The 13,741-nt window shown below is 68.4% G+C and carries 12 protein-coding genes; 9 read left to right on the plus strand and 3 right to left on the minus strand.

The window, feature by feature from the left end:
* Nucleotides 1–3 precede the first annotated feature (3 nt).
* Nucleotides 4–1,017, minus strand: coding sequence for a patatin-like phospholipase family protein (locus K6V06_RS07805; protein ID WP_370637415.1), 1,014 nt, complete (start codon nucleotides 1,015–1,017; stop codon nucleotides 4–6).
* A gap of 497 nt (nucleotides 1,018–1,514) precedes the next feature.
* Between K6V06_RS07805 and K6V06_RS07810 the strand changes: the two genes are divergently transcribed.
* The 5 genes from K6V06_RS07810 to K6V06_RS07830 all read left to right on the plus strand — a co-directional run bounded on the left by K6V06_RS07810 (nucleotide 1,515) and on the right by K6V06_RS07830 (nucleotide 6,353).
* Nucleotides 1,515–2,162, plus strand: coding sequence for a PepSY-associated TM helix domain-containing protein (locus K6V06_RS07810; protein WP_222241801.1), 648 nt, complete (start codon nucleotides 1,515–1,517; stop codon nucleotides 2,160–2,162).
* Between the two features lie 11 nt (nucleotides 2,163–2,173).
* Complete coding sequence (locus tag K6V06_RS07815; protein ID WP_222241803.1) at nucleotides 2,174–2,698, plus strand: DUF2271 domain-containing protein; 525 nt, start codon at nucleotides 2,174–2,176, stop codon at nucleotides 2,696–2,698.
* Nucleotides 2,699–2,785: 87 nt separating this feature from the next.
* On the plus strand, nucleotides 2,786–3,610 hold the full coding sequence (locus K6V06_RS07820) for a DUF4198 domain-containing protein (RefSeq protein ID WP_222241805.1): 825 nt from the start codon (nucleotides 2,786–2,788) through the stop codon (nucleotides 3,608–3,610).
* Between the two features lie 14 nt (nucleotides 3,611–3,624).
* On the plus strand, nucleotides 3,625–4,719 hold the full coding sequence (locus K6V06_RS07825) for an FAD:protein FMN transferase (RefSeq protein ID WP_222241807.1): 1,095 nt from the start codon (nucleotides 3,625–3,627) through the stop codon (nucleotides 4,717–4,719).
* The gene (locus K6V06_RS07830) at nucleotides 4,716–6,353 is read left to right on the plus strand and encodes a sulfite reductase flavoprotein subunit alpha (RefSeq protein ID WP_222241809.1); all 1,638 of its coding nucleotides are present in this window, start codon (nucleotides 4,716–4,718) and stop codon (nucleotides 6,351–6,353) included. Before K6V06_RS07825 ends, K6V06_RS07830 begins: the two co-directional genes overlap by 4 nt.
* Nucleotides 6,354–6,416: 63 nt before the next feature.
* Here K6V06_RS07830 and K6V06_RS07835 read toward each other — a convergent pair whose 3' ends face one another.
* A complete protein-coding gene (locus tag K6V06_RS07835; protein WP_222241811.1) occupies nucleotides 6,417–6,914 on the minus strand; it encodes a thioesterase family protein in 498 nt (165 codons plus the stop codon).
* Nucleotides 6,915–7,303: 389 nt separating this feature from the next.
* On the opposite strand from K6V06_RS07835, the gene K6V06_RS07840 reads away from it, so the two are divergent.
* The 4 genes from K6V06_RS07840 (at nucleotide 7,304) to K6V06_RS07855 (ending at nucleotide 11,470) form a co-directional block, all read left to right on the plus strand.
* On the plus strand, nucleotides 7,304–8,095 hold the full coding sequence (locus K6V06_RS07840) for a GntR family transcriptional regulator (protein ID WP_222242026.1): 792 nt from the start codon (nucleotides 7,304–7,306) through the stop codon (nucleotides 8,093–8,095).
* Nucleotides 8,096–8,164: 69 nt separating this feature from the next.
* Nucleotides 8,165–9,703 (plus strand): acetolactate synthase large subunit, encoded by a 1,539-nt coding sequence (locus tag K6V06_RS07845; RefSeq protein WP_222242028.1) that lies wholly within the window; start codon nucleotides 8,165–8,167, stop codon nucleotides 9,701–9,703.
* A gap of 180 nt (nucleotides 9,704–9,883) precedes the next feature.
* Nucleotides 9,884–10,564, plus strand: a complete 681-nt coding sequence (locus K6V06_RS07850) for a histidine phosphatase family protein (protein WP_222241813.1) — start codon at nucleotides 9,884–9,886, stop codon at nucleotides 10,562–10,564.
* Nucleotides 10,565–10,600: 36 nt separating this feature from the next.
* Nucleotides 10,601–11,470: a crotonase/enoyl-CoA hydratase family protein gene (locus K6V06_RS07855; RefSeq protein WP_222241815.1), complete on the plus strand. Its 870-nt coding sequence runs from the start codon at nucleotides 10,601–10,603 to the stop codon at nucleotides 11,468–11,470.
* A 35-nt stretch (nucleotides 11,471–11,505) separates the two neighbouring features.
* Here K6V06_RS07855 and fusA read toward each other — a convergent pair whose 3' ends face one another.
* The gene (gene fusA / locus K6V06_RS07860) at nucleotides 11,506–13,608 is read right to left on the minus strand and encodes an elongation factor G (protein ID WP_222241817.1); all 2,103 of its coding nucleotides are present in this window, start codon (nucleotides 13,606–13,608) and stop codon (nucleotides 11,506–11,508) included.
* Nucleotides 13,609–13,741: the final 133 nt, after the last annotated feature.

Below are 13,741 nucleotides of genomic sequence, written 5' to 3' on the forward strand. Positions count from 1 at the left end.
CGCTTAGCCACCGTAAGCTGCCGGCAAGACGTCCTCGGGCTGGATGGAGGAGCGTTGCCCGAGGGCGTCGCCCCGCTCATCCAGGAAGTCCTGCGCGGCCTGCCGCCCCTCGTCGCGCAGGGTCTGGAAGAACGCCCACTCCGCGTTGTACTTGGAGGCATAGCCCAGCAGCGGCGTCGATTCGCTGGCGATGCGATGAAACCGCATTGCCGCCCAGCGCCCCGCTTCGGTATCCGGCGCCGGACTGGCTTCGCGCAGCATCGCCGCCATCCGCAATTCCTTGAACAGCGCCGCATTGAAGGCGATCTCGTTGATCCGGCTGGCCACGTCGCGCCCCACCAGCGGCGCATCGGCCCGGCTGACAGGGTTGATCTGCACGAGGATGGTGTCCAGCGCGGTGCTGCCCCTGATGAGCGGTGCCAGATTCGGGTTGCCGTGATAGCCGCCGTCCCAGTAAGGCTCTCCATCGATCTGCACGGCCTTGAACAGCGTGGGCAGGCAGGCCGAGGCGAGCAGGGCGTCGGGGTGTATCGAGCCATTGTCGAAGACGCGTTGGCCGCCGGTGCGCACGTGGGTGGCGGTGATGAAGACCCGCACCTTGCCGGTGGCCAGCGCGTCGAAGTCGATGCTGCTCGCGATCAACTGCCGGAACGGCAGGAAAGTGGGGCCCTGCAGGTCGAAGGGGGTGACCATCCGCGCGGTAAAGTCCATCGCCGCCAATAGCGGCGAGGTGTCGGGACTCCAGCGGCCCAGCAGTACATCGAGCGGACCGCGGCGGAACGGCGTCACCGTTCCCATCCCGGCCAGCCCTTCCCAGAAACCGGCAAGGCGGGCGCGCGCCACCGCCTTGTCGCCGTTGGACAGCGCACTGGCGGCGATCACGGCATTGATCGCCCCGGCCGAGCTTCCGCACACGCTGTCCACGATCAACCACGGTTCTTCCAGCAGGCGGTCAAGCACGCCCCAGACAAAGGCGCCGTGCGCGCCGCCGCCCTGCAGTGCGAGGTTCACTCGCACGGGTTCACCAGCTGGACCGGGGGCGGGGGATTTGGGGGGTGCCATGACGAGCTCCTTGAGGATTGCGCCGTGAGCCGGCGCGAAGGTGACGGTAAAGTTACGTGAGGGCCGTATTCCGCCCCTTGCAGAGGTATGACGCTCGCCTGCCAGGAAAATGCCCTTCGCCATCTCGCCCGACCGTGATCGATCCTGTGAGCACAGGTGACTCCGAAGCAGCGCCGGTTCCCGGCAGCAACGAATCCGCTGCGCCCCGCTGCGCGCTGTAAGGAACCGTAACACGCGCGCCTCACACGGCAATTGCGGTTCCAAATGAGAACAATTATCCTTTCGGTCTGCCGCGCCTACCGCCATCGAACACTCTCCAGGCGGGAAGCCGGTGTACGATGCCGCGGCCGTTCGTTTTCCAGCGAAGGCAGGGAAAGTGCAGTACGGGCAATCCCTTCCGCAACACAATACCGGCTCGTCGTCGGCCGGCCGCCGGCGGCGAGCAGAACACAATGATCGATACACAACTGGGCACGGGTCAGCAGCGCCGGGCCTTCTGGCTCAAGCATCTGCATCAGTGGCACTGGATCAGTTCGGCGATCTGCCTGATCGGCATGCTGCTGTTCGCCATTACCGGCTTTACGCTGAACCATGCGGGCCAGATCGAAGGCAGCCCGCGCACCATTACCCGCTCGGCAGAGGCGCCGCCGGCGCTGGTGCAGGCGCTGCGCGAGCAGGCGCGAAGCGAGGCGGACGACGGCAAGGGTCCGGTGCCGGAGAACCTGGCGCAATGGCTGCGCGAGGCGCTTCGGATCGAGGTGCGCGGGCGCGAAGCGGAATGGTCCGAGGACGAAATCTATGTCGCGCTGCCCCGTCCTGGCGGCGACGCCTGGGTCAGCATCGCGCTGGACAGCGGTGACGCGCAATATGAGCTGACCACGCGCGGCTGGGTCTCCTACCTGAACGATCTGCACAAGGGCCGCAATACCGGCGCCGCGTGGAGCCTGTTCCTGGACGCATTCGCGTTCGCCTGCCTGGTGTTCTGCATCACCGGGCTGTTCTTGCTGAAAATGCATGCCGGCGCCCGCGTCGCCACCTGGCCGCTCGTCGGGCTCGGGCTGGTCGTGCCGCTGCTGCTGGCAATTCTGTTCATTCACTAACGAGGTCGAATATGCGCCGTCTGCTTACCGTCACCCTGACCGGCATGGCCGCCGCGCCGTTCGCCGGCCCTGCCGTGGCGGCCGAGTTGAACGTCAAGGTGGAAATTCCGAAGCTCACCGTTGCCGAATATCACCGCCCCTATGTCGCCATGTGGGTCGAGCGTGCGGACCAGTCGCCTGCGACCACGCTGGCGGTGTGGTACGACGTCAAGCTCAAGGACGCGGAAGGCACCAAGTGGCTCAAGGACATGCGCCAGTGGTGGCGCAAGGCAGGGCGCGAGATGCAGATGCCGATGGATGGCGTCTCCGGCGCGACGCGTGCCCCCGGCGAGCATTCGGTGACCTTCACCGACGGCAAGGCGCCGCTGGGCAAGCTGCCCGCCGGTGATTATCAGCTGGTAGTCGAGGCGGCCCGCGAGGTCGGCGGCCGCGAACTGCTCAAGGTCCCGTTCAGCTGGCCGCCGCAGGGCACGAAGTCGGCGCAGGCGAAGGGCCAGCACGAGCTCGGCGCGGTGACGGTCAGCGTCAAGCCGTGACGAGCGGATCGCCCGCCGCTGTCCGCAGATTCCATCCACGCATCGCCGACCAGGCGCCGACCATCTTCCATTGAACAGGAGTTGTCCATGAAATCCCCATCGCTTGGCGTCGCCGCCCGTCTGTCCGCGCTTGCCCTTGCCGCGCTGATGCCGCTCGCCGCCCACGCCCACCGTCAATGGCTGCTGCCGTCGGCGACCGTGCTGTCCGGCAGCGACCCCTGGGTGACCGTCGATGCCGCGGTGTCCAACGACCTGTTCTACTTCGAGCACGTCCCGCTGCGCCTGGACAACCTGAACGTGACCGGTCCGGACGGCGATGCGATCAAGGCCGAGAACCAGAGCACGGGCCGGTATCGCAGCACCTTCGACGTGCACCTGTCCCAGCCGGGCACATACAAGCTGGCGGTGGTCAACAATGGGCTGTTCGCCAGCTGGAAGGAAAACGGCAAGCCCAGGCGCTGGCGCGGCTCGCCGCAGGCCTTCGCCTCGGAGGTGCCAGCGAACGCGCAGGAACTGCAGGTGACGCAGGCCGATACCCGGCTGGAGACGTTCGTCACCGCCGGCAAGCCGACCGAGACGGTGCTGCGCACCACCGGCCGGGGCCTGGAACTGGCGCCCGAAACCCATCCGAACGACCTGTTCTCCGGTGAGCCGGCCAACTTCCGCCTGCTGCTGGACGGCAAGCCGGCGGCCAACGTGGAGATCGAGGTGGTGCCGGGCGGCAACCGCTATCGCGACCAGCTGGGCGAGATGAAGGTGAAGACCGACGCCAACGGCAAGTTCAGCATCAAGTGGCCCTCGCCCGGCATGTACTGGATCGAAGCGGAAGTCCGTGACGACAAGGTCAGCGTGCCGCAGGCCAAGTCGCGCCGTGCAGCCTACATGGCCACGTTCGAAGTCTTGCCGCAGTAAGGAGCGCTGGCTCGATGCACTTGCAGTATGCACAGCAACGCGGGCCGGCGCCTGCAGCCCTTGCCGCCGCATCGGCCAGGCGCCGCGTGCTGGTACCGCTGACTGCCGCCGCACCGGCGCGGCTGTCTGAGGCGGGCGTGCTGCTGCATGATCTGTCGGGCCACACGATGGGCACGACGTGGTCGGTACGGTGTCTGCTGTCGCCAGGTTTGCGGCCGGAGGCAATCGAGGCCGGCATCCAGGCCGTGCTGGACGAGGTCGTTGCGCAGATGAGCAACTGGCGCGACGACAGCGCCATCGGCCGCTATAACGGCGCTACGCCGGGCGACTGGATCGCCTTGCCGGCGGCGTGCCTGCAGGTGTTGCAGACCGCGCTGGCGGTGGCGCGCGACAGCGGCGGCGCCTATGACCCGACCGCGGCGGCGCTGGTCGATCTGTGGGGGTTCGGCCCTGCCGGCGCGGTTGCCGCTGCTCCGCAGGCCGCCGCAGTCGAACTGGCCCGCGGGCGATGCGGCTGGCGCAAGGTCGAGGTCGACAGCGAGGGCGGGCGGGCGTTACAGCCCGGTGGCCTGCAACTGGACTTGTGTGCGATCGCGAAGGGGCATGGCGTCGATGCCGTGTCGGCGTGGTTGCGCGCGAATGGCGTTGCGCACCATCTGGTCGAGGTGGGGGGCGAGCTGCGCGGCGAAGGACTCAAACCCGATGGCATGCCGTGGTGGGTCGAACTCGAGACGCCACCGCTGGAGGCCGGACATGCCGTGTCACACGCGACCGTTTCGCTGCCGGGTCCGATCGCGCTGGCGGCGCACGGCATCGCCGTGGCGACTTCTGGCGACTATCGCCGCTATTTCCAGGATGGCGCACGGCGCCACTCCCATACCATCGATCCGCGCACCGGCTACCCGATCAGCCATGCGGTGGCGAGCGTGACGGTCGTGCATCCGCAGTGCATGCTGGCCGACGCGCTTTCCACCGCGTTGACGGTCCTGGGACCGGAGGCGGGCATGCGCTTCGCCACCGAGCGCGCCATTGCCGCGCGGATGCTGCTGCGTACTCCGGACGGCTTCGTCGAACGGCTGTCGCCGGCCTTCGCCGCGATGCTGGCATGAGCGGCCCCCGCATCTCCGTCGCCACCGCGCTGGCGGCGCTCGCCTTCGCTGGCGGTGTGGCGCTGGCTGTTGTCGTGCCGGAGCGCCTGGCCAGCGCGGGCGGCGTGACGCTCGCCTACGCGGGCTTCTGCGCCGGCATCGTCGATCTGCACCGCCGCAAGCGCCGCCGCGGTCCGTCGGCCATGCGCGCGGGGTCAGGCGACGATGCGTTGCTGGTCGCCTATGCCAGCCAGACCGGTTTCGGCGAGCAGATCGCCGCCCGGACCGCCGATTCGCTGCAGCAGGCGGGCATTGCCGTCTCGCTGCAATCGTTCGCCGACCTGCAGCCCGCACACCTCGCCACTTGCCGGCGGGCGCTTTTCATCGTCAGTACCACCGGGGAAGGCGATGCCCCCGATAGCGCATCCGGGTTTGGGCGCAAGCTCGCGGCAGCGGCAAGGCTGGCGCAGGACCGCGAGCGCGGCCTGCCGGCGCTGCGCTATGGCGTGCTGGCATTGGGCGACAGCAGCTACGCCAACTATTGCGCGTTCGGCCATGCCGTCTCCGGCTGGCTGCAGCGCGAGCACGCGCAGCCGCTGTTCGATCTGGTCGAAGTCGACAACGGCGACCCCGGGGCGTTGCGCCATTGGCAGAATCATCTGTCGACACTGGCGGGGGGCACGCAGATCGCCGACTGGGAACGGCCTCGCTATGAACGCTGGCGGCTGGAATCGCGGCAGCTGGCAAATGCCGGCAGCGCCGGCGCCCCCGCTTTCCATTTGCGGCTGGTGCCGGCAGACAGCCGGACCGCGGACGATGGCGCGCTGTCATGGAGCGCAGGCGATATCGCCGAGATCGGTCCGCGGCTCCCACCGCATGCGGTGCAGGCGCTGCTGCACGCGCTCGCGCTGGACGGCGACACGGCGGTGCAATGCGATGGCGCGCCGAGCACGCTGCGCGAGGCGCTGGCCACCCGGTTGCCGTTCACCGCGGCGCAGGCGCAGGCGATGCGAGGCGTCGCGCCCCAGGCGCTGGTCGATGCGCTGGCACCGCTGCCGCATCGCGAGTATTCGATTGCCTCGCTGCCGGCCGACGGCGCGATCGAACTGCTGGTGCGCCAGACCCGGCACGCCGATGGCGGGCTGGGAGTCGGCTCGGGCTGGCTGACCGAGTATGCGCAGCCGGGGCAGGACATTGCGCTGCGCGTGCGGGTCAATCGCGGCTTTCATCCGCCCGGCGACGAGCGCCCATTGATCCTTATCGGCAACGGCACGGGCATTGCCGGCCTGCGTGCCTTGCTCAAGGCGCGCGCGCAGGCGGGCCATCGGCGCAACTGGCTGCTGTTCGGCGAGCGCAGCGCCGCGACCGACGCGTTCTACGACGAGGAGTTGCGCCACTGGCAGGCGCAGGGCGTGCTAAGCCGGATCGACCGCACCTGGTCCCGCGATGGCGGCCAGTTGCGCTATGTGCAGGACGCGGTCAGGCAGGCGGGGGACACCGTACGCGAGTGGATCGCGGCGGGCGCCACCATCCAGGTCTGCGGCAGCCTGCAAGGCATGGCCAGCGGCGTCCATGAAGCGCTGGAAGCCGTGCTCGGCAGCGACGGGCTGGCCGCCCTCGCCGAGAGCGGCCGTTACCGTCGAGACGTCTATTGACCGTCCGCTGCATGTAGAACCCGCCGGCCCGAGCGCGATGCTCGGGCCGGCGGTCCTGCGCCGTTAGCTGGTCAGCGCCGGTGCAATCACTTCATACTCGCGCACCCGCTCCAGGATTTCCTTCGGAAAGCGCGTGATGCGCTTGTCCTTCCCGGCGAAGACGATCTGCTGGTAGCCCATCGATACCGGGCGGCCTTCCACCGAGAAGCGAAAGAGCAGATACGCCGAGCACTGCCGCACCTGGAAGGTGTTCAGGTGGCAGTCGACGCGCTGGAAGGGGAAGGTCTCCTCGACATACTCCTGATGAGCCCGCTTGGTGACGAACACGCCGTCCGCCGCGAGCAGGTTGCCATGGATGCACTCATGGAACCAGCGTTCGCGGCAGATGCCCTGCCACTCGAAGTAGCGGGCGAAGTAAGTGTTCATGAACGCATTCGAGTCCTTCAGATAGATATCGATGGCGTGGTGAAACGTCTTCTGAGGTGTGGTCTCGACCAGATCATGGGGCAGCACCACGGCGCCACGGTTCAGGATTTGGGGGATCACGTCTCGCATCTGCATGGAAATACTCCAGTATCGAAATGGCTGCTGGCGGCAGCCGCGCCTGCCCGCAAGCGGGGCATGGTGCATTCTCAGTGCAATGGCGGCGTAGGCGTCACCGCACGGAGAGGGGAATAGAAAGAGTGTTCGAGCGCACATGCGAGGCTGGCCTTGCCCTGAGGCCCCGGCCTCACTTCCTGGGTCGCCGGGTGCCGGTAAACCCTAGTGGTCTAGGGACCTAGACCTTTGTAGAGTGGGACATTCTCGTGGCGTCGAACGCCGCGGCTTTCCTTGCTCCCATGCCCCCTCGCCACGCCGCCTCCGTTTCTTCGCCTGCCCGGGACGACCCCACGCCCCTGCGCGGCGATACCGTGGCGACCCCGGCCGCCGGCGCCCCCGCGGCGGCATCGATGCCGGACCCGCTCAGCGCGCTGCTGGCCCGCAGCCGGCAGCCGGTCTACCTGCAGCTGGCAACCATCCTGCGCCGGCGCATCGAGCGGGCCGAGTGGCGCGAAGGCGAGCGCATCCCCTCGCTGGACGCGCTCTGTCGCGAGTACGGCGTCGCGCGCATGACCATGCACCATGCGCTTTCGGTCCTCGATGGCGAAGGCCTGCTGCAGCGCTCGCGCGGGCGCGGCACCTTCGTCAGCGCATCCCGGCCCGCGCGCAAGCCGTTGCGCCTGCCCGTCACCTGGGACGAAGCGATCGAAGTGGGCGAACGGCTTGGCACCGAGGCGCTGCTGGAACCGGGCCAGACCGTGTCGCTGCCGCAGGATCTGGGCATGCCGTGCGATGCCCGGCGCGCACCGGCATACCGCTTCCTGCGCCGGCTGCACCGGGTGGACGGGCGGCCGTTCGCCTTCGGCGAGGTCTATATCGAGGACGAACTGTTCGCGCGCGAGCCGGGCGCCTTCCGCCAGGGCGCGACCGTGCCGGTGCTCGACCGGCTGGCCGGCGTGCGCATCGGCGCCGCGCGCCAGCGACTGTCGATCCTGACTGCGGGCGCGGATTCCGCGGCCGCGCTGGAGCTGCCGGTGGGAGCGCCGGTGGCCGAGCTGCGCCGCTTTGCCTGCGTCGACGATCGACTGGTCTATTTCGCGCGCATCGAATTCCCGACCGAGTTCGTTTGCCTGGATTTCGATCTGCTCGCGCCGCGCGGGCGCGCCACCCCATCCAACCACCATCCAGACACCAAGGACTGAGGACGACACATGCAGAACAACGACTCCCCTCCCGCCGCCATGCATAACACCGGTGATGCCGCGCAGACGATGAATGGCGCCGAGAGCCTGGTCAGGACGCTGCTGGCCTGTGGCGTGGACACCTGCTTTGCCAACCCCGGCACCAGCGAGATGCACTTCGTCGCGGCGCTGGACCGGATCCCGGGCATGCGCTGCGTGCTCGGTCTCTTCGAAGGTGTGGTGACGGGCGCCGCGGACGGCTACGCCCGGATGGCGGACAAGCCCGCCGCGACGCTGCTGCATTGCGGGCCGGGTCTTGCCAATGGGCTGGCCAACCTGCACAACGCGCGCCGCGCGCAGACGCCGATCGTCAACCTGATCGGCGACCAGGCGACCTATCACCGGCCGCTGGACGCGCCGCTGACCGCGGACACCGAGGGCTGGGCGCGACCGGTCTCGATATGGACCCGCACCGCGCAGCGCGCCGACCAGGTGGGCGCGGATGCAGCCGCCGCAGTGCAGGCGGCACGCACCGCGCCGGGCGGCGTCGCGAGTCTGATCCTGCCATCGGATGTGTGCTGGGATGCCGGCGGGCGCGTCGCCCAGCCGCTGCCCGACGTGCCGGTGCCGCGGGTATCGCCCGATGCGATCGAGCATGCGGCGCGCCTGCTGCGCTCGGGCCAGCCGACACTGCTCGTGCTGGCTGGCTCGGCCCTGCGCCAGCAGGCGCTTGCCGACGCGCACCGCATTGCGGCCGCGACCGACGCCAGATTGATCACGCCGATGTCGAACGCGCGGGTGTCGCGCGGACGCGGCCGGCTGGCGGTGGAGCGCATTCCCTATGTCGGCGATATCGCGCGCAGCAAGCTCGCCGGCATCCGCAACGTCATCCTCGTCGGCGCGCCGGCCCCCGTCACCTTCTTTGCGTATCCGGGCAAGTCGGCACGTCCGTATCCGGAGGACGCGTTGATCCATGTGCTGGCGCGACCGGAAGAGGACCTGGCCGATGCGTTGGCGCGACTGGCCGATGCCGTTGGCGGCCGTCCGGTGCAATTGAGTGACGTGCCCGCGCCCACCGAGTTGCCCAGGGGCGCGGTGACCTCCGAAGCCGTGGCGCAATCGTTGGCGGTGCTGATTCCGGAGCAGGCGGTAGTCGTCGAGGAGAGTGTCAGCTTCGGCCGCGCCTTCTATCCGGGCACCGTGCATGCGGCCCCGCACGACTGGCTGCAATTGACGGGCGGCGCCATTGGCGAGGGCCTGCCGCTGGCAGTCGGCGCGGCAGTGGCGTGTCCCGACCGCCGGGTGGTGGCGCTGCAGGCGGACGGCTCCGGCATGTACACGCTGCAGTCGCTGTGGACCATGGCGCGCGAGCAGCTGGATGTGACCGTGGTGGTGCTGGCCAACCGCAAGTACGCGATCCTGCTGGGCGAACTGGCCGGCGTGGGGGCCAACCCGGGCAAGACGGCGCTGGACATGCTCGACATCGGCAATCCCGACCTGGCCTGGGTCAAGCTGGCCGAGGGCATGGGCGTCGAAGCGGCGCGCGCGGTGGACATGGAACAGTTCGCCGAACTGTTCGCCGCCGGCAACAAGCGCAAGGGGCCGTTCCTGATCGAACTGGTGATCTGAGCGGGTCGCGGCGGGGCGGGGGAGAGGGCCGACGAGCGCTCCCATCGGCCACCCCTCGTCATGCACCCCGCCCATACCCGCCATGCAGATTCCGCCAATCGCTTGGTGCGGATTTGAAGGCCCGCCTACAATCGCCGCAAATCCCGGCACCTCGCCGATCCTTCACGAGGTCACCACATCATGGCAATGCTCTTTCTCGTGCGCCACGGACAGGCCTCGTTCGGCGCCGCCAACTACGACTGCCTGTCCGCCAACGGACGCCAGCAGTCGCGCTGGCTTGGCGAGTACTTCCTTGAGCGCGGCGTGACGTTCCACCGCGCCATCGCCGGCTCGCTGGTCCGCCAGCAGGACACCGCCAGTGAAATCCTGGCGGCGATGGGCGAGGCCGGCGCGGGCCTGGAGATCGAGACGCATCCCGGCTTCAACGAATACGACGGCGAAGCGCTCTATTGCGCGCACACCGGGGGCGCCGACCACCGGGCGCACCAGAACGGCGACTATGCGGATTACTGGCGCACCTTCCGCGCCGCCTTCGCGGCATGGACGGCGGGCACGCTGCACGGCATGCCCGAGAGCTGGGAGGAATTCGGCAAGCGTGTGGCCGCCGGCCTGCTGCACGGCGCCGAGGGCGCGGGCCGCGAGGACGCGATCCTGGTGGTCAGTTCCGGCGGAGCGATCGGGCGGGCGGTGGCCGACCTGCTGCACGCGCCGGCGCAAACCGCGATCGAACTGAACCTGCAGTTCCGCAACACCGCCTTCTGCGAAATCATCTGCGGCCGCAATACCCAGCGGCTGCTCAGCTTCAACAACATTCCCCATCTGGAGCGGGCCGACCGGCGCGAGGCCATTACCTTCGCCTGATCGTCCCGCCCGCTGGCGATGCCGGAGACAGAACCGATGACCGACCGCGTTTTCGAGACCCTTGGCTATGCCGTGGCCGACGGCGTTGCCACCGTCACGCTGAACCGCCCGGAGCGCATGAACGCGTTCAATGCGGTGATGATGGCCGAGCTGCTCGATGTCTTCGACATGACCGACGCCGACGATGCCGTGCGCGCGGTAGTGGTGACGGGGGCCGGCCGCGCCTTCTGTGCAGGCGCCGATCTGGCCTCCGGCGGCGAGACCTTCGACTACGAGAAGCGTTACGGCGCCCCCGCCCAGCAGCCGCACCGCGATGGCGGCGGCCGCGTGGTGCTGCGCATCTACCGCTCGCTGAAGCCGGTGATCGCGGCCATCAACGGCGCAGCGGTCGGGGTCGGCGTGACCATGCAGCTGCCAATGGATATCCGGCTGGCCTCAACCGAGGCGAAGTTCGGTTTCGTGTTCGCGCGGCGCGGGATCACGCCCGAGGCCGCGTCGTCGTGGTTCCTGCCGCGCCTGGTCGGAGTCTCCACCGCGCTGGAATGGTGCTGTACCGGACGGGTCTTCTCCGCGCAGGAGGCGCTGGAGCGCGGGCTGGTCCGCTCGCTGCATGCGCCCGACGAACTGCTGCCGGCAGCCATGGCGCTGGCCCGGGAGATCGCCGACAATGCCGCCCCGGTGTCGGTGGCGATGGCGCGCCAGATGATCTGGAGGATGGCCGGCGCCAGCCATCCGATGGAGGCGCACCGGCTGGACAGCCGCGCGATCCAGTCGCGTGGCCGGTCCGACGATGCGAAGGAGGGGATCGAGGCCTTCCTGCAGAAGCGGCCGGCGGCGTTCCCGCAAACCGTGTCGCGGGACTTGCCGGACTTCTTCGACTGGCGCAGCGAACCGCCCTTCGCCTGAAGGGCGGCTGCCTTGCCTGCGACCCGGCAGGCAGGCTAGCGCCTGGCGCTCATCACCGTCTCCGACACGTTGACCGGCGCCTCGGCGTAGTGCTTGAACTCCATCGTGAAGGTCGCGCGGCCCTGCGTCAGCGAACGCAGCGAGGTCGAATAGCCGAACATCTCCGCCAGCGGCACTTCGGCGCGCACGATCTTGCCGCCGCCACCGGCGATCTCGTCCATGCCGTGCACGATGCCGCGCCGCGACGACAGGTCGCCCATCACGTTGCCGGTGAACTCCTCGGGCGTCTCCACTTCCACCGACATCATCGGTTCGAGCAGCACCGGACGGGCGCGGCGCATCGCGTCCTTGAATGCCATCGAGCCCGCCATCCGGAACGCGTTCTCGTTCGAATCGACGTCGTGGTACGAGCCGAACACCAGCGTCACCTTGACGTCCACCACCGGGAAGCCGGCCAGGATGCCGGCGTTCAGCGTGTCCTGGATGCCCTTGTCCACCGCCGGGATGTACTCGCGCGGCACCACGCCGCCCTTGATTGCGTCGACGAACTCGTAGCCCTTGCCCTGCGGCTGCGGCTCCAGGTCGATCACCACGTGGCCGTACTGGCCGCGCCCGCCCGACTGCTTGATGAACTTGCCTTCGACATCCTTGACCGCCTGCCGGATGGTCTCGCGGTAGGCGACCTGCGGCTTGCCGACCGACGCCTCGACGTTGAACTCGCGCTTCATCCGGTCCACCAGGATTTCCAGATGCAGCTCGCCCATGCCGGAAATGATGGTCTGTCCCGATTCCTCGTCGGTCTTGACCCGGAACGACGGATCTTCCTGTGCCAGCCGGTTCAGCGCGATGCCCATCTTCTCCTGGTCGGCCTTGGTCTTCGGCTCCACTGCCTGCGAGATCACCGGCTCGGGGAAAATCATCCGTTCGAGGATGATCACGTTGGCCGGGTCGCACAGCGTGTCGCCCGTGGTCGCTTCCTTCAGCCCCACGGCCGCGGCGATATCGCCGGCACGCACTTCCTTGATCTCGTTGCGCGTGTTGGCGTGCATCTGCAGGATGCGTCCCAGCCGCTCGCGCCTGGACTTCACCGGGTTGTAGACCGTGTCGCCGGAGTTGACCACGCCGGAATAGACCCGGAAGAAGATCAGTTGCCCGACAAACGGATCGGTCATGATCTTGAAGGCCAGCGCCGAGAAGGGCTCGTCGTCGTTCGGATGACGTTCGGCTTCGCCGTCGTCCTCGGTGTGGCCGAGGATCGCCGGCACATCGGCGGGGGAGGGCAGGTAGTCCACCACGGCGTCCAGCATCGCCTGCACGCCCTTGTTCTTGAACGCGCTGCCGCACAGCATCGGCACGATCTCGTTGGCGATGGTGCGCTGGCGCAGCGCGCTCTTGATCTCCGCCTCGGTCAGCGGTTCGCCGCCCAGGTACTTGTCCAGCAGCGTCTCGTTGGCCTCGGCCGCGGCCTCGACCATGCGCTCGCGCCATGTATTGGCCGTCTCGACGAGTTCGGCCGGGATCTCGCGGTACTCGAAGCGCACACCCTGGCTCGCCTCGTCCCAGACGATTGCCTGCATCCTGACCAGATCGACCACACCCAGGAAGTGATCCTCGGCGCCAATGGGAATCTGCACCGGCACCGCCACGCCCTTGAGCCGTTCGGCGATCTGCTCGCGCACCCGGAAGAAGTCGGCGCCGACACGGTCCATCTTGTTGACGAACGCGATGCGCGGCACCTTGTACTTGTTGGCCTGGCGCCAGACCGTCTCCGACTGTGGCTGCACGCCGCCGACGGCATCGTAGACCATGCAGGCGCCGTCGAGTACGCGCATCGAGCGCTCGACCTCGATGGTGAAGTCGACGTGCCCAGGCGTGTCGATGATGTTGATCCGATGCTCGGGATAGTTGCCGGCCATGCCCTTCCAGAACACGGTGGTCGCAGCCGACGTGATCGTGATGCCGCGTTCCTGTTCCTGCTCCATCCAGTCCATGGTCGCGGCGCCCTCGTGTACTTCGCCGAGCTTGTGGCTGACCCCGGTATAGAACAGGATGCGTTCCGTCGTGGTGGTCTTGCCGGCGTCGATGTGCGCGCTGATGCCGATGTTGCGGTAACGCTCGATGGGAGTCTTGCGGGGCACGGCCAACCTCCTGAAGAAGTGGGAAGCTAGAGTAGCACTTCTGCGGCGCCGGCGTTGGCCGCACCACTCAGGTGCGAGCAAGGGACGGGCCAGCCCGGGCACGACCGGTCCGGGGGCGTTGCGGCGCTGGCGG

This window comes from Cupriavidus sp. AU9028, from assembly GCF_019795295.1.
Classification (GTDB): Bacteria; Pseudomonadota; Gammaproteobacteria; order Burkholderiales; family Burkholderiaceae; genus Cupriavidus.

Excerpts from the sequence above, each read along its gene's own strand:
- K6V06_RS07810 (WP_222241801.1), top strand. The coding sequence starts at position 1,515 with ATGATCGATACACAACTGGGCACGGGTCAGCAGCGCCGGGCCTTCTGG.
- K6V06_RS07815 (WP_222241803.1), top strand. The coding sequence starts at position 2,174 with ATGCGCCGTCTGCTTACCGTCACCCTGACCGGCATGGCCGCCGCGCCG.
- K6V06_RS07820 (WP_222241805.1), top strand. The coding sequence starts at position 2,786 with ATGAAATCCCCATCGCTTGGCGTCGCCGCCCGTCTGTCCGCGCTTGCC.
- K6V06_RS07825 (WP_222241807.1), top strand. The coding sequence starts at position 3,625 with ATGCACTTGCAGTATGCACAGCAACGCGGGCCGGCGCCTGCAGCCCTT.
- K6V06_RS07830 (WP_222241809.1), top strand. The coding sequence starts at position 4,716 with ATGAGCGGCCCCCGCATCTCCGTCGCCACCGCGCTGGCGGCGCTCGCC.
- K6V06_RS07835 (WP_222241811.1), bottom strand. The coding sequence starts at position 6,914 with ATGCAGATGCGAGACGTGATCCCCCAAATCCTGAACCGTGGCGCCGTG.
- K6V06_RS07840 (WP_222242026.1), top strand. The coding sequence starts at position 7,304 with ATGCCGGACCCGCTCAGCGCGCTGCTGGCCCGCAGCCGGCAGCCGGTC.
- K6V06_RS07845 (WP_222242028.1), top strand. The coding sequence starts at position 8,165 with ATGAATGGCGCCGAGAGCCTGGTCAGGACGCTGCTGGCCTGTGGCGTG.
- K6V06_RS07850 (WP_222241813.1), top strand. The coding sequence starts at position 9,884 with ATGGCAATGCTCTTTCTCGTGCGCCACGGACAGGCCTCGTTCGGCGCC.
- K6V06_RS07855 (WP_222241815.1), top strand. The coding sequence starts at position 10,601 with ATGACCGACCGCGTTTTCGAGACCCTTGGCTATGCCGTGGCCGACGGC.